Genomic DNA, 20,594 nt, shown 5'->3' on the forward strand with positions numbered 1-20,594 from the left:
TCTTGAAGATAACTGACCATAGGGTGTTAACCGAGTTTACTCCTGCAAAAGTTCAATTTTTCAGAATAGATCCTGAAGATATTTCAGCAACATTATCAGATATTTTGCGTGCTCTTATGGACTTGTCTTGGCTCAGTAAATTCGATCAAGACTTTGAACAGAAAGCTTTTGCATCCCGTGCAAAGAAAACTATTGATGATATTAAAGAAAAGTTTGACAAATGCGTTGGTGACAATGTCAGCAAAGATGCTGGTGAGTATGTAGTATCTGAATTAGCCAGAGAAACTATGGTATCGAAATTGGACTATTTAGATATTCCTCTTGATGAACTTGTTGGTAAAAAGCGTTCTGGAAATCCTGGGTTTGATTTTCATTCACAGAATAAGATTACGGATACAGTTATTTTCGGTGAAGCGAAATATATTGCCACTACAACAGCGTATTCATCGGCATTGCCACAAATCGTTGATTTTATTAAAGATGGAAAAGATGTTGAAGATCTTCCTGAATTAAAACCGTTCTGTACAATGTCAGCTTTGCAAAGGGCAGCCGATGGAAGAAAGGGGTTTTCTGCTGCGTTTTCAGCAAAAACTACCAATACAGATAGAATAATCGCTAATATCACGAAGCGCCCGGACTTTCAATCATTACTTCAATATGAAGAACTCATTTTGGTGGCGGTGGACTTATGAATTCTGTTTTAGAAAAGGGCAATATCATTACCAAAATTCGAAAAGGGGAAGATCTGGAGCAGATTATAGACTATGTCAAATCTGAGATTTATCAAAATGGACCCAATAACTCGCTGGTTTTAGAAATAGTATCATATTTCAAACTGTTCCAACCAGAATTTTTCAAAAAGGACGAGCAAGAAATCATTGCCACTATGGGGCTGTTTTTCAAACAGCCCAAAATCGAAAGTCTTACAGGCTCAATCTTTGAGATGTATCACCAGCAACTCAAGGATGAATTTGGCAATGACTATACGCCAATGCAAGCAGATATTCTCAAGAAGATACGAAATTTGCAGTATTTCAGCTTTTCGGCACCAACAAGTACGGGGAAATCATTTGTATTTCGACATCTTATTTCTGAATGTTCCAATGATGTGGTTGTCATCGTCCCCTCAAGAGCACTTATTAACGAGTACTACGACCGATTGAACAATCTTGTGGATCGAAAAACTGTAAATGTCCTGACTTTTGTTGATAGGATTAATACAAAACACATTCACAGAAATATTTTCATACTGACACCTGAGCGTGCAAAAGAGCTGTTCAAAAATAAAGATTGGCTAAAAATTGATTTGATTCTGTTTGATGAAGCCCAACTCAGCGATGAGCACTCGGTGCGAGGTCTCTATTTTGATAGTATTGTGAGGCGAGCACTAAAGTATTTTCTTGATGCAAAATTTGTTTTTGCACATCCGTTTGTTGAAAATCCTGAAGCACAATTGCAGAAGAACGGCATTGAAACCATTGATACAACGGCAACATACAGCAATTATGAATTAAAAAATGTAGGACAGATTTTCTATACCCATGACACCACGAACCAAAAATTCTATCATTTCGGGAGTGATCCTGCAACGTTGGGAAAACGAAAACTGGAAGCAAACTTTGATCCCATAGAATCAGCACTAAAAAAGGGTGGTAGTGTACTGATCTATGTACCAAAGTCACACATTTATAGTAAGCAGATATATGGGCAATTTCAGAAGTATATTTCTATGTGCCAACCAATTAATGATCCTACTGCAATAAAAATGATAGATGAGCTAAAGGAGTATATTGGTGCTTCAACAACTGATAAGTCGTTTTATAACTCTGATATGCTGGAAAAATTGAGATGTGGTATTGTTGTTCATCACGGTTCAATGCCATTGACAGCCCGTTTGATATTAGAGCATTTTACACAGCAGGGCTTCTGTAAAATCTGTTTTGCTACTTCTACACTGGAACAGGGAATCAATATGCCATTCGATATGGTTTATCTTGACCGCTTCGAGGAAAGTAAGACACTGTCTGTTAAAAATCTGATTGGTAGAGCCGGTCGCTCTACCAACAAACCTGTATTTGATTTTGGTAGCGTCATTTTACGACCAAATGCAATGAGTAGATTCCGAAAAGTGTACCGCAAGAAAAATACTCTTTCGTCAAAATCTCGATTAGATACAACAGACGATAAAATTGATGAGAAATATGAGGAGTACAAAGAAGCAATCAAAACAGGGGAATTTTCTGACGAGTATAATCTTACAAATAAAGATCTTGAGAAATTAAAGTCAGATAGCGTTACTACGGTAGTCCCTACATTGTTAGATATGATGTTTACTGATGCAGGGTTTGTGTTGCCTAATGCAGTAGCAAAAGAGGTCTATGAGGACTTTCAGTGCTTATACAAGCAGTACTTAGGTCGAGAACTAACCGCAGCAGAAAAATTCGTTTTTGATTCCGCCATCAAAATAATGATCTGGAAAGTGCACGGCAAAACATTTAGTAAGATTTGTCAAGAGAGATATGCTTATGTTTCCAATGTTACCCAACGGCGATTATTGTCACAAGCAGGTCAACAAGATCGTGCTGATAGCCTGACAGTTCGATATATTGCAGGTTATAGTGATATTCCTGATAAAGAATTGCGTACTTTTCCCTTATTCCCTGCTGCAACAAAAGGTAAAGATGTCGATTACGACCGTATTGTTTATGATACATATGATTTTCTTGATAAACTTATAGGGTTTAAGCTGAGCGATTTGTTCTATGCGATTTTCCATCAGTATTATCTTGCATATCAAGACGATCGTGCTGAAAGATTAGCAAAGTATATTAAATATGGAACGGAAGACTCAACTGAAATATGGATGTTACGATATGGATTTTCTTTCGAAGAAATCGAATGGTTGAAGCCTTGTGTTAAAAGCATTGATCAAACGGAAATTAAATTTAACGAAAAAATTGAAAATCTCAGCGATGCTCAGAAAAGTAGTATTTCAAAATTTATTTTTTAAAATTATATAAGTTTTGAGAACTTATCACAACGGCGGCAGGAAGAAATTCCTGCCGCCGTTCTAAGTTAGTTGTAAATTATATCGTGATTCACGATTTCTGTTGCTCTGCTTTGGATGTTATTCATTCGTGCAATCCACTCCATTTGATTATTCGCTTTTAGCTGCTCGGTCACACCCTCTCGTTCTGCCATCTGCTCTATCAACCGGGAAAATATTTCCTTCGCTTGTTTATCAATGTCGGAAAGGTAGGTGTTCAGCCTGCCGCTTGTGAGCAGATTAAGATATGTAATCCTGCGATACTCTTTCAGATACCGCAAATGCCTCTGTCCCCATAACCCTATAGGCTGTCCTTTTTCGGCGGGTAAGGCAAGGTCGGGCAAATAATAATCGCCTTGCAAGCTATAACTGATACCTGTTTTTTCATCAATGTAATGCTGTTTCATTTCTGTGATCCTCCGATATGATTGATTTTCCTACCATCCAATCATTCTGACTGATTACAAAAGCCAAAGGGAGACAACTTCCTTACGAAGTATCTCCCTTATGCTGTTTCCTTTTTTAGTTAAAATTTAAAAATAAAAGATAAAAATACGTAAAAATTTACTTATAAATAGTAAATTTTACTTAAAATATACGACGAAGTGTACAAATTGCATGATTTGTAATTGTTATAAATGTGGAAAATGCATAATAAATATTGACTTAAAGCGTATATGATTGTAATATATACACAAAAGAATAGGCGGTGTAATCAAGGAGGTAAAAATGAAAAAGAGTAAAATTTTATCTGTTTTATTGGCGGCATCTTTAGGAACATCTTTGTTAGTGACGGGATGTGGAGGAACATCAAAAGACGAGGGAAAATCAGATGACGGAAAAGGAGCAAAAAAGATCACGATCTTCCAGCAGAAAACCGAGATCTATGATCAGCTGAAAGATATGGCAGAGGTGTATGAGGAAGAAACCGGAGTGGAAGTAGAAGTGTGGCAGATATCCGGAGATGATTACTATCAGAATTTAAAGACATATATGTCCAGTGAATCCGGTCCGACCGTTTTTTCTCTTTCTTCTTCTACAGAGATTGAAGAAATGTCGGATTATCTGGAAGACATCGGAGATTTAGAATTTCTGGATAAGATTAATGAAGACCTGATTGCAAAATCAGGAGAGGCGACAGTAGGAGTTCCTATGACGGCGGAAGGTTTTGGGCTTGTATATAATAAAGATCTGGTCAGTGCAGAGGATATGGGCAGTACAGATGCATTGATCTCCTACATAGAAAGCAGCGCGAAAGAGGGGACTACAGGATTGGGGCTTTCACAGGAAGCATTTTTCCTGATCGGACAGATCATGAATGTGCCGTTTGCTATGCAGGAAGATCCGGTACAGTTCTGTCAGGATCTGTATGATGGAAAAATTAATTTGAAAGATGTAGAAGAGTTTCAGGAATTTGCAAAGATCTATGAGGCAATCAGAGAGAATGAACAGAACCCTCTGGAAGTGACATATGACGCAAACTGCGGTAATTTCGCGACAGGAAAAACAGCGGCGATCCATCAAGGCAACTGGTGCTATTCCCTGTTTTCCAGCTATGACATATCTTTTGATATGGGACTTGCGCCATTGCCGATCGCAGGTAATACGTCCATATCTGTAGGTGTTCCTTCCGTATGGTGTGTGAATACAGATGCTTCTGATGAAGAAAAGCAGCTGGCAAAAGATTTCTTAAATTGGCTGTATACCAGCGAGACCGGAATCAGCTATTTAATGGACAAATTCGGCTTTATTCCGGTCGTGGACGGCATGACTTCAGAAAACTTAGATCCCATCTCCACGATTGTATCAGATGCTATTGCTGAAGGAAATATCCTTCCTTGGACATTCAACGAAGAATGGCCGGCAGGGATCATTACGACATATCTTGTACAAAACGCAGAGGAATATTTCACCAGTGATATGAGTACGGATGAATTTTTGGATATGCTGACAGAGTCATTTGTAACGGCGGCAAATGAATAAGAAAAAATCAAAGAGGGCGCTTTTTATCGGGCGCCCTTTTTCATTCAAAGAAATAGGGTTTTCAAAGGAAAAATCCTGTCTGTATGAGAGGAGAAGACAGAAATGAAGATAAAAAAGAGATGGTATGTTCTATTTACGGCACCTTTGATGCTCATGTTTTTTATCATAATGATAGTGCCGTTCATAACAGGAATCGGATATTCCTTTGTTTCTTGGGATGGGTTGGCTAAAAGCGAAAAGATATTTGTGGGACTGAGTAATTATACAAAGCTGTTTTCAGACACACAGTTTCTTGCATCTATCGTAAGGACCACGGTGTTTACTCTTGTGACAGTTCTTATCGTCAATATATTGGCGCTAGCATTCGCATTGCTTGTGACAACAAAATTAAAAGTGAGAAATGTAGCGCGGACGATGTTGTTTCTTCCTTATCTGATCGGAGGATTGATCCTGGGGTATATCTGGCAATATGTACTGGGAGAAGCTATGACTTCTTTAAGTGAGATGACCGGTATGGAAAATATCTTTTTTAACTGGCTGGTGGATAAAGAGTTTGCGTTTTACGCAATGATCGTTGTAGCTACATGGCAGATGGCAGGCTATATGATGATCGTTTATATCGCGGGATTAGAGTCTATATCGGATGATGTCATCGAAGCAGCCCAGACAGACGGAGCAGGATTCTGGCAGACTTTGCTGCATGTAAAACTGCCTCTTTTGATGTCATCTGTCACGATCTGTCTTTTTTTGACACTTTCCAATTGTTTTAAAATCTATGATGTCAATGTATCTCTCACCGGAGGAGGACCTAATAACTCTACAGAGATGGTGTCTATGAATATCTTTAATGAGATATTTACAAAGAGTAATTTCGGCTATGGGCAGGCAAAGGCAGTGCTATTTTTTGTTATTGTGGCGATTATTACGCTGATACAGGTAAAAGTTACAAAGGATAAGGAGGTAACACTGTAATGAAAGGAAAAACCATAGGGAAAATAATCGTCAACTGTATAGTCGTGATCTGCTGCTGTGTCTATCTGTTCCCGGTGTATTTGATCATCGTAAACGCCTTTAAAAGCAGAGCGGAGCTATATGAAAATATACTTGCGTTTCCGAAAGAATTTACACTGGAGTATTTTAAAGGCGCTTTGGATAAGATGGATTTTATCCTGGCTTTCAAAAATTCCATCATTGTTACCGTTGTCTCTGTGGCGATCATTGTTGTCTTAAGTGCTATGACAGCGTGGATGTTTGTGCGTTCAAACAATACGCTCAGCAAGCTGCTTTTTAATCTTTTGATCGTTACCATGCTGATTCCTTTTCAAACGATCATGATGCCCTTGATGCAGGAGATGAATTTGTTTGGGAAGATCTTCGGTATTCCGTTTAAAGATTCTATAGGCGGGCTGATTTTTATGTATATTGGAGCTGGAGCAGGTATGGGCGTATTTTTATATCATGGATTTGTCAAGGCATCGGTACCTGTATCTTTAGAAGAAGCGGCGATTATAGACGGATGCAGTACATGGCGTGTATTTTGGCAGATTGTATTTCCAATCTTAAAACCGATCACAGTGACGGTAATGATTCTGGATGTTATCTGGATATGGAATGATTATCTTCTGCCTTCTTTGACGCTGACCAGCAATGATAATAAAACGATACCGCTGGCAATGTCCCTTTTCTTCGGGCAATATAATATCGAGTGGAATATGGCGATGGCAGCGCTTACATTTACCATAGTACCTGTGATCATTTTTTATCTGCTCTGTCAAAAGCATATTATCAAAGGTGTCGCAGCAGGCGCCGTGAAAGGGTAATGCTACAAAATAGACAGTGGGATCAAGAAGCAGGAATTTAAGAAAGGAACGGCAGCAGATGGAAAAAAGATATTGCGTAAGAGACAGCCGGATCGATGAAAAAACAATAAGTCTCCAGGAGACACTTTTCCATAACGCCAATGGATATATCGGTGTCCGCGGAACACTGGAGGAAGGTTGTCCGGAAGCGTTTGATACAATGCGAGGGATGTATATAAACGGGATCTATGATATAGCCCCGATGAAGCAGGCGGAGAAGCTGTGTAATTTAATAGAAGAAAAAGAAACCATGCTGAATGTAGCGGATACACAGACGATTCTCTCTAGTTTTTCCGGACAAAGATTCTCTATGTTTACAGGGAAAGTGACCGGATACGAACGAATCCTGGATATGGAGGCCGGGACGACGACAAGAAATGTAAAATGGGAAATGCCGGATAAAAGAACCGTGGATCTTTCTATTACCAGGATGACATCATTTGTAGAAAAATCGTTATTTACCATTGATTATCAGATCCATTCTGAAGACTTTGAGGGAGAGGTATGTATAGAGTCTTTGCACAAAGGACTTGTGAAAAATTATTGTAATCCGCATGATCCCAGATTGGCGGGTGAAAGCCATATGCATCTGAAAAAGAAAGTAGGATGGACAGAAGGAGCAAAGAGTTATCTTGTAAGTGAAACGATAAGCAGCGCGCTGACGATCGTAAGCGGGGTGGCGCATGAAGTTTATGTAAATGGAAAGAAAATGGACGGGATCCTGCCGGAATATATAGAAGATACACACGAAATGCGCGTGAAGTTTTGTATACCGATGTGTCCAGGAGATACGATCCGCATTATGAAATATACGGTGTTTCAGGATTCGATCCGGCATGCAGACTGCAGGGAAGCGGCAAGAGCTTGTATGGATGAAGTGTGTCAGACTGGAATTTCTTACTACTATGAAAAGCAGAAGCGATATCTGACAACATTCTGGGAGAATTCAGAGTTGGAAATCCGGGGGGATAAAGAGCTGAATCAGTCGGTATGTTTTAATATGTATCAGCTCTTACAGTCAGCAGGTACAGACGGCTGTTCCAGCATTGCGGCAAAAGGCATGAGTGGAGAAGGGTACGAGGGGCATTATTTCTGGGATACAGAAATGTTTATGCTTCCCTACTTTGTATTGACCAATCCAGGGATCGCAAAAGCGCTTTTAGAGTATAGGTATAAGACGCTGCCGCAGGCGGAAGAGAACGCGGCTTTGCTGGGGCATAAAAAGGGGGCGTTATATCCGTGGAGGACGATAGCTGGGAAAGAATGTTCGGGGTATTATCCGTCGGGAACTGCCCAGTACCACATAAACGGAGATATTGCTTATGCAGTCGTTTTATATTATAAGGCCACGGGAGACTGGCAGTTTATCAAAGAAAAAGGATTGGAAATGCTGCTGCAGACATCCAGACTGTGGATGGATGTAGGAAACTTTTATGAAGGAAGATTTCATATCCATTGTGTGACAGGACCAGATGAATATACTTGTATGGTCAATGACAACTATTACACAAATGCTGCGGCAAAGTATAATATAGAACAATTTCTGAAGCTGACGAAGCAATTGGCAGAGGAAGTGGAAGCTTGGAATACATTTTGTTCTGTACATAAGCTGACTGAAACAGAGCTTGAGGAAATGGAGCAGGCGGCAGAAAGGATGTATCTGCCGTATGACGAAAATTTAAAAATAAATCCGCAGGATGATTCGTTTTTGAAGAAGCCGATATGGAATCTGCAGGAAACACCACAGGAAAAATTTCCTCTTTTGCTGCATTACCATCCGCTGCATTTATATCGTTATCAGGTATGTAAGCAGGCGGATACTGTGTTGGCGCACTTTTTATTTCCGGAGTATCAGAGCAAAGAAACAGTAGAAAATTCTTTTCTTTACTACGAAAAGATAACGACCCATGATTCTTCTCTATCGACTTGCGTGTTCAGTATTGTGGCGTCCGTTCTTGGGATGAGAGAAAAAGCCGTCCGATATTTGGGGGATTCAGCAAAGATGGATCTGCTGGATACACATAAAAATACAAAAGACGGAATCCATGCTGCAAATATGGGCGGATGCTATATGGCGATCATCTATGGATTTGCGGGAGTGAGTATTACAGAAAATGAACTGATACTAAATCCCTATGTACCAGAAACATGGGAAGGGTATACTTTCAGAATCTCTTATAGGCAATCTTTACTGCGTGTAAACGTAGAAAAAGAGAAATGCACAATAGAAGTTCTGAAAGGCGCGCCGGTTCAGCTGGAAATCTACGGTGAAAAGAAGAAAGCGGTTCCGGGAAAACCGCTGCGAATAGAAAAATAAGAAGGTGAGACTATGAGATGTAATACGATTGCGATAAAAACAAAAAAATCTTCACAGGCAGAGCTGCATACGTATATTTTAGATAATTATGAAGAAATAGATGCGAGCAGAAAACGTCCAATGATCGTGATCTGTCCCGGCGGAGGCTACAGGATGACTTCAGACCGGGAGGCAGAAGCGGTTGCCATACAGTATACAGCAATGGGATATCATGCCTGTGTGCTGAAATACAGCGTAAAACCGGCAGAATTTCCGCAGGCTCTTTGCGAGTTGGCTTGGAGCATGGCATATTTAAGAGAGCATGCACAAGAGTATGGTATAGATAAAGATAAGATGATCGTACTAGGGTTTTCGGCAGGCGGACATCTGGCTGCAAGTTTAGGTGTGTTCTGGAATAAGGAATGGCTGGAAGATGCGGCAGGCATAGATAGAGAGCAAATGCGGCCAAATGGGATGATTTTAAGTTATCCGGTGATACTCTACGGACCAGAAGGGCATGCTGAAAGTTTTGAAAATCTGCTGGGAACACACTATACGAAAGAAAAAGCAGATAGTTTGAGTCTGGAAAAACAGGTGAGTGCGGACACACCTCCCACCTTTTTATGGCATACATATGACGACGAGACAGTACCTGTTGAAAATACGTTGTTTTTTGCTGAAGCTCTGCAAAGAGCTGGAATTCCGATGGAAGTACACATTTTCCCTCATGGACCACATGGTTTATCCCTGGCCAATGAGGAGACACAGGTAAAAGAAACCGGATTTGGAATACAAAAGCATTGTCAGGATTGGCTGAAATTATCAGAGGCCTGGATGAAAGAGTTGGAAAAGTAAGGGTGGAAATATGGAAATAAAAGGAATTATTTTTGACTTAGATGGCGTGCTTGTGTCCACAGATCGCCTGCATTATCAGGCGTGGAAAAAGATTGCAGATAAATTAGGCGTTGCTTTTGATGAAAAGAAGAATGACAGACTGCGCGGGGTAAGCAGGATGGAGAGTCTGGAAATTGTTTTAGAAGAGTATGTGGATAGGGCTTACATGAGTTTGGAGGAAAAAATAAAACTGGCAGAAGAAAAAAATCAATATTATGTACAGTTTTTGCAGACTATGGGGAAAAAAGATGTATCTCCCAGCGTAATAGAAACATTATACTATTTAAAAAAACAAGGGTATCTTCTGGCGATTGGTTCTTCCAGCAAGAATGCAAAACTTATTCTCCGGCAAACGGAACTGACAGATTGGTTTGATGCGATATCTGATGGAAATAATATCAAAAATTCTAAACCGGATCCGGAAGTATTCTTAAAGGCAGCACAATTTTTGGATTTGTCTCCTGCGCAATGCGTGGTAGTGGAAGACGCAGAAGCTGGAATCTGCGCCGCAAAGGCAGGTGGGATGGAAGCGGTCGGGATAGGAGCAGCCTGTCAGTGCGAGAAGGCAGACTACCATATAACAACATTTACGGAATTGCAAACTATATACTAGACGAAAAAATAGAAATTTAACTGACGAATTGTCTTTTATAGAAAAAGTCAAATTTATTTAGGGAAGGTACGCCAAGAACCAGGTGAACTGTATTCGGAACGCTCCTGTCAATGCCTTGTTTATCTGACACAGTGGTTCTTTGCTGTCTCCTCCAATCAGAAGTTTTACTCCACTATTAGAAGGCAGATTCCTCAATTTCGCTTTCGCTTCATTTCGCTATAGGCAGTCGCCGAATGAAAAGAAACAGATCACACCCTGTTTACATGCAAGCATGACACATGGCATGATCTGTTCTTTTCGCACTGCTTGTTGCTTCGTTAAGTTTCTATATTATTTTGTTGTAGTTTATCTTCTGGTGTGTTAAGGTAATAGTATCTCTTTAGATGCGCATCTAGAAAAAAGAGTCTTGTGTTTTTCTAAAACACAGTCTGAGGATCTGTTCTGTGCAGAACATTCTATTTATCCAGTTACTGGAGCGTCGATATATCCGGAATTTTATCTTGGATATTCGTAAACATTTACCCAAATAAGTAAAATCACATACCTGTGCCGGAAATTTTCAGCAGTATGTCACAGGCAATTTAGGAAAAGTGTTGTAAACCAGTGGGCTTTTCCCTATAATGAAAGGAGAAAAGTACATATGGAACAAAAACAAAAACCATTGCAGGATTTGAACCTGCTGGATCGTTTTTTATTCGCGCAGGCGGCGGAAGACCCGGATACTATGCAGGATATACTGGAGATTATCTTAGGCAAAGAAGTCGTATTAAAACTGCTTCCCCAGACGGAGAAGGAACTGCGCATCCATCCTCTGAATCGCTATGTGCGGCTGGATGTATGGGCAATGGATGAGAAGGACACAGTCTATAATACAGAAGTCCAACAGAACAATACAGGAAACCTTCCGAAACGGAGCCGCTTCTACCAGGCGCTGATCGACTCCAATCTTTTAGCGCCGGGAGAAGTTAGCTTCCAGAAATTGAATCCCGTGTATATCATCCTGATCTGTCCCTTTGATCTGTTCGGATATGGATTGTACCGCTATACCTTTCGCATGCAGTGTGAAGAAGTGCCGGAACTCTCTCTGGGAGACGACGCTGTCCGTATCTTTCTGAACACACACGGAAAGAATACAGAAGGTGTGCCGGAAGAACTGGTGGAACTCCTCAAATATATGGAGCACACCACGGAGGAAGTGAGCAGGAACTGCGCCAGTGAGCGGATCCATAAGATCCAGAAACGCATCCGGGCGATTAAATCCAGTGAAAAGATCGGAGTGAGATATATGCAGGCTTGGGAAGAAAAAATCATGGAGCAAAATGCAGCGCGTGAGGAAGGGCATGCCGCCGGATTAAAGGAGGGACTGGCACAGGGTGGTAAGCAAACATTGCAGGAATTGATAAAAAAGAAAGTTCAAAAGGGATATTCAGCCGAAGAGATAGCGGAGATACTGGAGACAGATATCGATACTGTTCTGACATTGATAGAAGAGCAGAAAGTTATGTAGGTAAAAGATATTGTTCTAATACCAAAAGAAGTCGTATATTAGTGACTGTTTTGCGGATATTTGCTGTCAATGATACGAGGAGGGCTCTGTCAGCAAGATTGCCGGAAGTTTTTTCCAATATATCGGCAGAAAGACAAATAATCAAGAGGACGATAGTTGAAAGTGCTATCGTCCTCTTTTATTACGCATTTTTATTTACCAACTTGGGAAAAATACATTGTTCCCTATATTGATTCCCGCATGTCCGGTACCTGCATACAGGAAATAATAGCAGTCCGCTACGGCAGCAAGACGAGCGCCGTTTACTGCGTCCTGAGCTACCTGCATGGACAGAGAAGTGGGTCCTTGTGATAGGACTGCCTCCAGCCGCCCAGTCCACACAGGTTCAAACTGTCCGCCTGCATAGATCACATCTGTAACCGTATTTGGAAATCTGGGGTCAGCGACTCGGTTCATCACGACGGTTGCTACGGCGAGAAGAGAATCATAGTCTTGATATGCTTCACATTGAAGCAGAGCAGCCAGTAGAGTGACTTCATTTTCTGAGACATTAGAGCCGCCGCCGTTTATGATGGAGTCGTCATAGGAGCCATTTGAATTTCCGCCCGGAGAGATCGTCTCCTGGGACTCCTGCTTTTGGGCTTCTGCCTGTGCCGCTGCAGCTTCCGCGGCTTTCGCCTCCGCCAGCTTCACCTGGAACTGCGCCAGATCTGTAGAAGTGGCTTCTGCCTTGGCCTGTAATTCTGCCTGCTGTGTTTCCAGACTGCTCTGCAGTTCTGTCAGAGAAGTCTGCTGATTTTCCAGAGTTTGTTTTTCATTTGCGATCTGTTGCTGCGTTTCCTGAAGCTCCAGAAGCATATTTCGATCATAATCACTGATGTTCTGGATAAAATCTGCTTTGTTTAAAAAATCTGACAGACTTTCTGCAGAGCAAAGCCATTCTAATAGTGTTGCATCCCCGTTTTCATACATATATTTAATACGAGTCTTCATGTTGGCGTATTGCTCTGCTTCGTTTTCCTCTGCTATTTCTAACGATTCTTCTGTTCTTTGGATTTCACCGCTGGTGATCGCAACCTGCATTTCTATGGTAGAAATCTCTTCACTGATAGAAACCATTTCCTGGTTGATACCAGCTAGTTGACTTTCAAGTTCGGAGGTTTTGCTTTCCAGGCTTTCCGAATCTTCTGCGTAAGCGGGAAAAAGGGAAAGTGTGAGTACGAGACAGCATATGATACAGAGTCCAGTCAGCCGTCTGTGCTTTGAATGCAATTCCATATTTTTAATTCCTTTCTGAGTTTCGTTTTTCATAAATTAAACTTGTACGCAAGCTATTATACTATAAATTGCTTTGTTAGGCAAATTTTGATAGAATATGTTATAGATTTTTAATAAATATCCAATATAGGACAGGGAATTGAAAAAGAGAAATGGGTGGGAAATAAGATATTTTTTCTTGCCTTACTCCTAGAACACAGGAAAGGAAAAAAGAAAGATGAGACATAAGATCAAAATGATTGGTTTGGACCTGGATGGTACGTTGTTTAATGATAAGAAAGAAATATTGCCATATACAAGAGATATACTTCAAAAAGCTATCGATCAAGGTGTGGTAGTACTGATCGCTACAGGAAGGCCATGGATAGGCGTGCCTGAAGAACTTAAAAATCTATCCGGTATGTCCTATGCACTGACCTCCAATGGAGCGAGAGTGATCGAGACGAAAACACAAAAGGCGCTGATAGAACATCTGCTTCCATTTGAAAAGGCGAAAAAAACATTGGAAATCGCACGGAAATATGATACATTACAAGAGGTATATTTTGAGGGCAAAGGGTATATAGAAAAGGAACAGTTTGAAAAAATATGCCAGTATCATAAGAATCCCAATATGTGGCAATATGTCCGTTCTACAAGGACAACAGTGCCGGATATTACGGAGTTTTTGAAAAAGATCAACGGACCTGTTGACAAGATGCAGTTTTTGTTTGCGGATATGGACGAAAGAGAAAGAGCTTTGAGAGAGTTAGGGCAGGACAAAGAAATTGTACTTGTCGGTTCTCTGGGATATAATATAGAGGTAAATGGCCAGGGTGTGAATAAAGGCAAAGCACTCGTGGAACTGGGGCAATTACTTGGAATAGAACGGGAAGAGATCATGGCATGCGGTGATGGAGACAATGATGAGGCGATGCTCAGAGAAGTAGGCTTTGGTGTTGCCATGGGAAACGCAGAAGAACAGGTGAAAAAAGCAGCAGATTATATTACAGGAACAAATGAAGAAGAAGGTGTGGCAAAAGCGATCGAAAAGTTTGTTCTTTAAAGGAGGAATAACATGTTAGAGGCATTAAAAGTCATCATACTGGGAATAGTAGAGGGAATTACAGAGTGGCTTCCAATCAGCAGTACAGGACATTTGATCCTGGTAGAAGAATTTATCAAACTGGATGTAAGCCAGGCATTTATTGATATGTTTAATGTAGTGATACAGCTGGGTGCGATCCTGGCAGTAGTGGTTATTTATTTTCATCGGCTGAATCCTTTTTCACCGCGGAAAACGCAGAAACAGAAGATGATGACCATGCAGCTCTGGATAAAAGTCGTGATCGGCTCTATCCCAGCGGGAGTCGTAGGAATTTTATTCAATGATTTTATAGAAGAAAAGTTTAACAATTCTTATGTGGTCGCGGCCATGCTGATCTTATACGGCGTTCTCTTTATTGTAGTAGAAAACTATCATAAGGGCAAGACTCCGAAGATCAATAAAATATCCCAGCTTACGATACCTACGGTATTGCTTATCGGCGTATTTCAGATGCTGGCAATGATCCCGGGGACGTCACGGTCCGGAGCGACGATCGTAGGAGCGCTGATTTTGGGGACAGCTAGAAGTGTTGCCGCTGAATTTACTTTTTTTCTCGCAATCCCTGCGATGTTTGGGGCAAGCCTGGTAAAATTACGTTATTTTGGTCTGGGATTTACCGGAATGGAAGTATTTCTTTTGCTTCTGGGAATGCTCGTTTCTTTCCTTGTCTCTATATTCGCTATTAAATTTTTGATGAAATACATACAGAATCATGATTTTAAAGCATTCGGATATTATAGGATCGTCCTGGGTATCATTGTATTTTTGTATTTTGGGCTTGTGGCATTTTTTGCATAAAAAATAAATTAAATGTAATGTAAGGGTTGATTTTTACAGGAAACGTGTTAAAATTATAAGCACGAATTGTATTATTATGCAAAATGAAAGATAAAATTGGAGGAGATAATAATGAAGAAGTTTTTGGCACTGTGTCTGACGGCAGCTTTAGTAACAGGTATGGCTGTCGGATGTGGAAGCAAAGAGGAAGGAAAAGAGAACAGTTCTGATGACGCAAAGGGCGGCGCTGTATCTGCGAAGGTGATCGATGTTGATCTTACAAATGAAGAATATGCCTTTGGAGTAGATAAAAATCAGCCGGAGCTTTTGGAAGAAGTAAATGCTTTCATTGCCGAGATCAAGGAAGACGGTACTCTGGATGAGATCTGTGACAAATATTTTGGCGGCGGCGAGCCGGAAGCAGTAAAATCCGCGAAGCTGGATGAAGCAAAAGACCAGCTGGTAGTTGCGACAAATGCTGCGTTTGAGCCATTTGAGTATACAAAGGGCGAAGATTACTACGGGATCGATATGGAGATCGCTTCTTTACTTGCTGATAAATTAGGAAAAGAATTGGTTATCCAGAATATGGATTTTGATGCGGTATGTCTTTCTGTAGGACAAGAGAAATGTGATATTGCTATGGCCGGATTGACGATCAGCGAAGACAGAAAGGAATATGTAACCTTTACGGATTCTTATTATCAGGCTTCTCAGCGTCTGATTGTACCGAGCGATAATACAGAATTTGATGATTTGAAAGATGCGGAAGCAATAGCTGCAAAGCTGGGCGAACTGAAAGAATCTGATGTTATCGGAGTACAGCAGGGAACAACAGGACAAAGTTATGTGGAAGGAAGTGAAGACCTTGGTTTTCCGGGACTTCCGGCAAAATGTCAGACATATAAGAGTGGGTCTTTAGCTGTGCAGGATATGTTGAACGGCAACATCCAGTATGTGATCATCGACGCTGCTCCGGCAACAGCTATTTCAGAATCTATCAACGAAATGCTTTAATACATAAAACAGGATGAAGAAAAAAGGAAGGCGAAATAGATTGGAAAACGCCTTCCTTCTTTTGAGAAGGGAAAACAATGGGCAATTTTAGTCAGAAAATAGACAAATTTATAGAAATTTTTCTGGAGCAGAATGGCTATGTAAAAGTGATAGAAGGGCTGCAGAATACCTTGATGATAGCGGTATGTGGTCTGATCATCGGTATTCTTATCGGTACGATCATTGCGACCGTGCGTGTGCTGCCGAAGTATAAAGTACTGCCGAGGATCCTAAACGGTATATGTGGATTTTACGTGGCTTTGTTCCGAGGGACACCGGTGGTCGTGCAACTCTTGGTCTTTTACTATGTATTACTTCCGATCATCGGCTGGAAGCTGACAGGGGTACAGGTGTCTATGTTGGTGTTTGGGCTGAACAGCGGGGCATACATATCGGAGATCATGCGAAGTGGAATCCAGTCGGTAGATCCCGGTCAGATGGAAGCAGGACGTGCAGTGGGATTGAGTTTTGGTGCCAGTATGACAAAAATCGTTATCCCACAAGCTGTCAAGAACATTCTTCCGACACTGGGCAATGAATTTATCGCGTTGATCAAGGAGACTTCTGTCGTAAGCTTTGTAGGGGCAGCAGACCTCTACGTGGCGTTTAACTATATCGGAACCAACAGCTATGAGTTTATGGTTCCCTATCTGGTAATGGCACTGATCTATATCGCGCTGGTACTTTTGATCTCTCTGCTCGTGAAATTATTGGAAAGGAGCCTGCAAAAGAGTGATAGACGTAATTAATCTTAAGAAAAGTTTTGGAAATATAGAAGTACTCAAAGATATCAATATCACGATCAATAAAGGGGATATTGTAGCTGTGCTCGGACCATCAGGCTCTGGAAAAAGTACGTTTCTGCGTTGCTTAAACTGTATGGAAGACCCCACAGGAGGCAGTATCATTTTTAATGGGGTGGACATAGCGGATATAAAAGTGGACATTAACCTGCATCGCCGTAAAATGGGCATGGTATTTCAGCATTTTAATCTTTTTAATAATAAGACAGTGCTGCAGAATATCATGATGGCTCCGGCGTATTTAAGATGCAAAGATCTAAAAAAGATAAAGAGAAAAAACAGGATGACCCGGATGACCAATCTTTTCCGCGGGAAAAATAAAAAAGAACTGATCTTAGTCGATACGACAAAGGAGCAGATAAAAGAAGAGACAAAACAGCAGGCATTGGAACTTTTGAAAAGAATTGGACTGGATGATAAGGCAGATGCGTATCCCTCTACTTTGTCAGGCGGACAGAAGCAGCGTGTGGCGATCATCCGTTCACTTGCTATGAATCCAGATGTTATTTTATTTGACGAGCCTACTTCCGCATTGGATCCGGAGATGGTCGGAGAAGTCTTGGAATTGATGAAAAAACTTGCTCAGGATGGCATGACAATGGTAGTTGTCACGCATGAAATGGGGTTTGCAAGAGAAGTGGCTTCCAGGGTGATCTTTATGGACGAAGGCCGTATCGTAGAAGAAGCGCCTCCAAAAGAGTTCTTTGGAAATCCGAAAGATGCAAGGCTGAAAGAATTTTTATCCAAAATTCTATAGTTTTAATGGAAAGAGGCTGACGAAAAGGGAACTATGACGAATATGTACGTAGTTCCTTTTCTTTATTTTTGCAGAAAAGACAGGTTCCTAAGCCGTATTATGCAAACAGCACGAGGAAAAAGGAGCGGGTGAGAGACAAAATGAAATATGAGAGAATAGAAACAGGGACATTTCTGGAAAGGCCGAACCGGTTTATAGCTTATGTGGAACTGCATGGAAAGCAGGAGACGGTACATGTAAAGAATACAGGGAGGTGCGCAGAACTTCTAAAAGTGGGCACGAAAGTCTATGTGCAGGAAAATGAGAGTGAAAAGCGCAGGACAAAGTGGGATCTGATCGCCGTACAAAAGGAAAGCCGCCTCATAAATATGGATTCGCAGATTCCGAATAAAGTCGTAAAAGAATGGATAGAAGCAGGCGGGATGTTTGAAGACGTGACATTGGTACAGCCGGAAAAGACCTACAAAAACTCTAGGTTTGATCTATATGTGGAGACAGGCAAACGAAAGATATTTATAGAAGTAAAAGGGGTGACACTGGAAGAAAACGGTGTATGCCGTTTTCCGGACGCTCCCAGTGAGAGGGCTGTGAAGCATGTACGGGAATTGTGCGAGGCAAAAAAAGAAGGTTACGAGACATATATATTTTTTGTCGTTCAGATGCAGGGTGTACGTTACTTCACACCGAATACAGACACCCATCCCGCATTTGCGGAAGCATTAAAAGAAGCAGTACAAAAAGGCGTCCATGTTGTGGCATATGATTGCAAGGTGGGAACAGACTGTATTGAGATCAGGAAGAAAGTACCGGTCATATTAGAGTGCCCTCGGCTGAAAGAAACGGTAGATCCTATTGTAAGCTGGTATCGGAAAAATAAAAGAAAACTGCCCTGGAGGGAACAGGCAGACGCATACCGGGTATGGGTCTCTGAAATTATGCTTCAGCAGACACGGGTGGAGGCGGTAAAGCCATATTATGAGAGGTTTTTAAAAGCGCTTCCGAATGTAAAGGCGTTGGCAGAAGCAGAAGAGGAGAAACTTCTGAAACTTTGGGAGGGCCTTGGATACTATAATCGTGTACGGAATATGCAGATTGCGGCGCGGCAGATCATGGAGAAGCATGATGGTGAGTTCCCTCGTGATTTTGAAGAAATCGCGGCTCTGAAAGGAATCGGCAGTTATACGGCGGGAGCTGTCAGTTCTTTTGCATATGGAATACCCAAACCCGCCGTAGACGGAAATGTGCTAAGAGTGGTTTCTAGGATACTTGCCAATGAGGAAGATATTATGAAGGCAGGTGTGAGAAAGAGGATAGAGCAGTTGGTGGAGGAAGTTATCCCGGAAGATGCTGTTTCAGATTTTAATCAAGGCTTGATCGAACTAGGAGCCCTTATATGTATTCCGGGAAAAGAACCTAAATGTGCTATTTGCCCGGTGAAGGAATGGTGTCTTGCCTTTGAGCAGGGAAAACAGGATCTCCTGCCTGTCAGACAGAAAGCAAAAGGAAGAAAGGGAGAGAAACGTACGGTTTTCGTGTTCAGGGACACAGACGCGGTGGCAATCCGAAAACGGCCGGACAAAGGACTCCTGGCGGGCTTGTATGAATTTCCTAATGTGGAAGGACATTTGGGAAGAAAAGAAGTAATCGCTTACAGTCAATCTGTCGGATTGTCTCCAATCCGGGTGAAAAAGCTGCAGGATGCAAAACACATTTTCAGCCATGTAGAATGGCATATGAAAGGGTATGAGATATTGGTAGATGAACTGGAAAAAAATACTGGTTCGGATATGATTTTCGCCAAACGAAAAGAAATAGACGCAAAATATCCGATTCCATCCGCGTTTGAGGCATACAGATGTGCGCTGGAAGGATAGCAGAGAGGTATTGCAAAGATATTAGAGCCCGCTCTGTTTTCTTGAATCTATACTATGTTTGTGCTACACTAAAAAATAAGAACAGTTATTAAAGTAGAAAATTTTCGTGAATGCGTATAAGAAAGGGTGTATCCAATGGGAGAACAGGCGGAGCTGTCCAAGCAGCAGCAGAAATCAAAGGAAACGAAAGAAAAGATTTTCCAGGCGGCAAAGAATATTTTGCAGAAGAAGGGGTATGAGGAACTTTCTATCAAAAATATATGTGAAGAAGCCGGTGTGTCTAACGGAAGTTTTTACCATCATTTTAAAACAAAGGATGATCTGCTGTCTTATTATATAGAAGATCAGCCCAGAGTAAACCCGGATTATCTGGCCGCGCCAAAGAGTGCACGGGAGGCTAGTCGGGCAATCGTGGAAGTTTATCTCAATTATGTGCAGTATTGCCGCAAGCTGGGCGTGGAGTTTATGTCGGGATATTATGATACAAAAAATCAGGCGCTGAACCCGGCGATCCGGACAGAGCGCCCTTACCCGATCGTAACGGTACAGAATTATGTAGAAAAGGCGGTACAGACCGGCGTTATTTCCCTTCGGGGAGAGATCGAGGAATTTACAACAGATATTCGTATGATCGTGATCGGCAATGTGTTCGAGTGGTGCCTTAGAAACGGACATACCGATTTTGAGGGAAATATGAGCCGTTCTCTGGAGAGATATCTGGACAGTACGCTGCAGGAAGGAAAAGAATAGGAATGGGAGAAAAA

The 20,594-nt window shown here is 41.4% G+C and carries 18 protein-coding genes; 16 read left to right on the plus strand and 2 right to left on the minus strand.

What is annotated here, in order from left to right; translation table 11 throughout:
- Positions 1–2: 2 nt before the first annotated feature.
- A complete protein-coding gene (locus WKT01_RS03190) occupies positions 3–692 on the plus strand; it encodes a hypothetical protein (protein ID WP_117973986.1) in 690 nt (229 codons plus the stop codon).
- Entirely contained in the window at positions 689–3,010 is a 2,322-nt protein-coding gene (locus WKT01_RS03195; RefSeq protein ID WP_340311437.1) for a DEAD/DEAH box helicase, read from the plus strand. Before WKT01_RS03190 ends, WKT01_RS03195 begins: the two co-directional genes overlap by 4 nt.
- Positions 3,011–3,075: 65 nt before the next feature.
- On the opposite strand, the gene WKT01_RS03200 is transcribed toward WKT01_RS03195, so the two are convergent.
- Positions 3,076–3,453 carry a TnpV protein gene (locus WKT01_RS03200; protein ID WP_117973990.1) on the minus strand — a complete coding sequence of 126 codons (378 nt, stop codon included), beginning with the start codon at positions 3,451–3,453 and terminating at the stop codon, positions 3,076–3,078.
- Between the two features lie 322 nt (positions 3,454–3,775).
- Between WKT01_RS03200 and WKT01_RS03205 the strand changes: the two genes are divergently transcribed.
- From WKT01_RS03205 to WKT01_RS03235, 7 genes are all read left to right on the plus strand, one after another.
- Positions 3,776–5,029, plus strand: a complete 1,254-nt coding sequence (locus WKT01_RS03205; protein ID WP_117973992.1) for an ABC transporter substrate-binding protein — start codon at positions 3,776–3,778, stop codon at positions 5,027–5,029.
- Positions 5,030–5,131: 102 nt separating this feature from the next.
- Positions 5,132–6,001 (plus strand): carbohydrate ABC transporter permease, encoded by an 870-nt coding sequence (locus WKT01_RS03210; RefSeq protein ID WP_205408533.1) that lies wholly within the window; start codon positions 5,132–5,134, stop codon positions 5,999–6,001.
- Positions 6,001–6,849, plus strand: a complete 849-nt coding sequence (locus WKT01_RS03215; RefSeq protein ID WP_059067960.1) for a carbohydrate ABC transporter permease — start codon at positions 6,001–6,003, stop codon at positions 6,847–6,849. The genes WKT01_RS03210 and WKT01_RS03215 overlap by 1 nt, the downstream gene beginning before the upstream one ends.
- Positions 6,850–6,907: 58 nt before the next feature.
- The gene (locus WKT01_RS03220) at positions 6,908–9,205 is read left to right on the plus strand and encodes a glycoside hydrolase family 65 protein (protein ID WP_340311438.1); all 2,298 of its coding nucleotides are present in this window, start codon (positions 6,908–6,910) and stop codon (positions 9,203–9,205) included.
- Between the two features lie 12 nt (positions 9,206–9,217).
- On the plus strand, positions 9,218–10,039 hold the full coding sequence (locus WKT01_RS03225) for an alpha/beta hydrolase (protein WP_059067962.1): 822 nt from the start codon (positions 9,218–9,220) through the stop codon (positions 10,037–10,039).
- A 10-nt stretch (positions 10,040–10,049) separates the two neighbouring features.
- Complete coding sequence (gene pgmB / locus WKT01_RS03230) at positions 10,050–10,691, plus strand: beta-phosphoglucomutase (RefSeq protein WP_059067963.1); 642 nt, start codon at positions 10,050–10,052, stop codon at positions 10,689–10,691.
- 640 nt (positions 10,692–11,331) lie between these two features.
- On the plus strand, positions 11,332–12,198 hold the full coding sequence (locus WKT01_RS03235) for an Rpn family recombination-promoting nuclease/putative transposase (protein WP_340311439.1): 867 nt from the start codon (positions 11,332–11,334) through the stop codon (positions 12,196–12,198).
- A 195-nt stretch (positions 12,199–12,393) separates the two neighbouring features.
- On the opposite strand, the gene WKT01_RS03240 is transcribed toward WKT01_RS03235, so the two are convergent.
- Positions 12,394–13,476: a cell wall hydrolase gene (locus WKT01_RS03240; RefSeq protein WP_340311440.1), complete on the minus strand. Its 1,083-nt coding sequence runs from the start codon at positions 13,474–13,476 to the stop codon at positions 12,394–12,396.
- A 217-nt stretch (positions 13,477–13,693) separates the two neighbouring features.
- Here WKT01_RS03240 and WKT01_RS03245 point away from each other — a divergent pair, with 217 nt between their 5' ends.
- The 7 genes from WKT01_RS03245 to WKT01_RS03275 all read left to right on the plus strand — a co-directional run bounded on the left by WKT01_RS03245 (position 13,694) and on the right by WKT01_RS03275 (position 20,580).
- The gene (locus WKT01_RS03245) at positions 13,694–14,521 is read left to right on the plus strand and encodes a Cof-type HAD-IIB family hydrolase (RefSeq protein ID WP_282924003.1); all 828 of its coding nucleotides are present in this window, start codon (positions 13,694–13,696) and stop codon (positions 14,519–14,521) included.
- Positions 14,522–14,533: 12 nt separating this feature from the next.
- Positions 14,534–15,361: an undecaprenyl-diphosphate phosphatase gene (locus WKT01_RS03250; protein WP_340311441.1), complete on the plus strand. Its 828-nt coding sequence runs from the start codon at positions 14,534–14,536 to the stop codon at positions 15,359–15,361.
- A 111-nt stretch (positions 15,362–15,472) separates the two neighbouring features.
- Positions 15,473–16,357, plus strand: a complete 885-nt coding sequence (locus tag WKT01_RS03255; protein ID WP_059067970.1) for a transporter substrate-binding domain-containing protein — start codon at positions 15,473–15,475, stop codon at positions 16,355–16,357.
- 77 nt (positions 16,358–16,434) lie between these two features.
- A complete protein-coding gene (locus WKT01_RS03260; RefSeq protein WP_059067972.1) occupies positions 16,435–17,145 on the plus strand; it encodes an amino acid ABC transporter permease in 711 nt (236 codons plus the stop codon).
- The gene (locus tag WKT01_RS03265) at positions 17,129–17,956 is read left to right on the plus strand and encodes an amino acid ABC transporter ATP-binding protein (protein ID WP_059067974.1); all 828 of its coding nucleotides are present in this window, start codon (positions 17,129–17,131) and stop codon (positions 17,954–17,956) included. The genes WKT01_RS03260 and WKT01_RS03265 overlap by 17 nt, the downstream gene beginning before the upstream one ends.
- A 140-nt stretch (positions 17,957–18,096) precedes the next feature.
- Positions 18,097–19,830, plus strand: coding sequence for an A/G-specific adenine glycosylase (gene mutY, locus WKT01_RS03270; RefSeq protein ID WP_267304057.1), 1,734 nt, complete (start codon positions 18,097–18,099; stop codon positions 19,828–19,830).
- A 135-nt stretch (positions 19,831–19,965) separates the two neighbouring features.
- Positions 19,966–20,580, plus strand: a complete 615-nt coding sequence (locus WKT01_RS03275; RefSeq protein WP_059067978.1) for a TetR/AcrR family transcriptional regulator — start codon at positions 19,966–19,968, stop codon at positions 20,578–20,580.
- Positions 20,581–20,594 lie beyond the last annotated feature (14 nt).

It is taken from the genome of Mediterraneibacter sp. ICN-202921 (assembly GCF_037890075.1).
Taxonomy (GTDB): domain Bacteria; phylum Bacillota; class Clostridia; order Lachnospirales; family Lachnospiraceae; genus Mediterraneibacter; species Mediterraneibacter massiliensis.

Excerpts from the sequence above, each read along its gene's own strand:
- WKT01_RS03215 (WP_059067960.1), top strand. The coding sequence starts at position 6,001 with ATGAAAGGAAAAACCATAGGGAAAATAATCGTCAACTGTATAGTCGTG.
- WKT01_RS03240 (WP_340311440.1), bottom strand. The coding sequence starts at position 13,476 with ATGGAATTGCATTCAAAGCACAGACGGCTGACTGGACTCTGTATCATA.
- WKT01_RS03225 (WP_059067962.1), top strand. The coding sequence starts at position 9,218 with ATGAGATGTAATACGATTGCGATAAAAACAAAAAAATCTTCACAGGCA.
- pgmB (WP_059067963.1), top strand. The coding sequence starts at position 10,050 with ATGGAAATAAAAGGAATTATTTTTGACTTAGATGGCGTGCTTGTGTCC.
- WKT01_RS03210 (WP_205408533.1), top strand. The coding sequence starts at position 5,132 with ATGAAGATAAAAAAGAGATGGTATGTTCTATTTACGGCACCTTTGATG.
- WKT01_RS03255 (WP_059067970.1), top strand. The coding sequence starts at position 15,473 with ATGAAGAAGTTTTTGGCACTGTGTCTGACGGCAGCTTTAGTAACAGGT.
- WKT01_RS03260 (WP_059067972.1), top strand. The coding sequence starts at position 16,435 with ATGGGCAATTTTAGTCAGAAAATAGACAAATTTATAGAAATTTTTCTG.
- WKT01_RS03200 (WP_117973990.1), bottom strand. The coding sequence starts at position 3,453 with ATGAAACAGCATTACATTGATGAAAAAACAGGTATCAGTTATAGCTTG.
- mutY (WP_267304057.1), top strand. The coding sequence starts at position 18,097 with ATGAAATATGAGAGAATAGAAACAGGGACATTTCTGGAAAGGCCGAAC.
- WKT01_RS03250 (WP_340311441.1), top strand. The coding sequence starts at position 14,534 with ATGTTAGAGGCATTAAAAGTCATCATACTGGGAATAGTAGAGGGAATT.
- WKT01_RS03235 (WP_340311439.1), top strand. The coding sequence starts at position 11,332 with ATGGAACAAAAACAAAAACCATTGCAGGATTTGAACCTGCTGGATCGT.
- WKT01_RS03195 (WP_340311437.1), top strand. The coding sequence starts at position 689 with ATGAATTCTGTTTTAGAAAAGGGCAATATCATTACCAAAATTCGAAAA.
- WKT01_RS03275 (WP_059067978.1), top strand. The coding sequence starts at position 19,966 with ATGGGAGAACAGGCGGAGCTGTCCAAGCAGCAGCAGAAATCAAAGGAA.
- WKT01_RS03245 (WP_282924003.1), top strand. The coding sequence starts at position 13,694 with ATGAGACATAAGATCAAAATGATTGGTTTGGACCTGGATGGTACGTTG.
- WKT01_RS03205 (WP_117973992.1), top strand. The coding sequence starts at position 3,776 with ATGAAAAAGAGTAAAATTTTATCTGTTTTATTGGCGGCATCTTTAGGA.
- WKT01_RS03220 (WP_340311438.1), top strand. The coding sequence starts at position 6,908 with ATGGAAAAAAGATATTGCGTAAGAGACAGCCGGATCGATGAAAAAACA.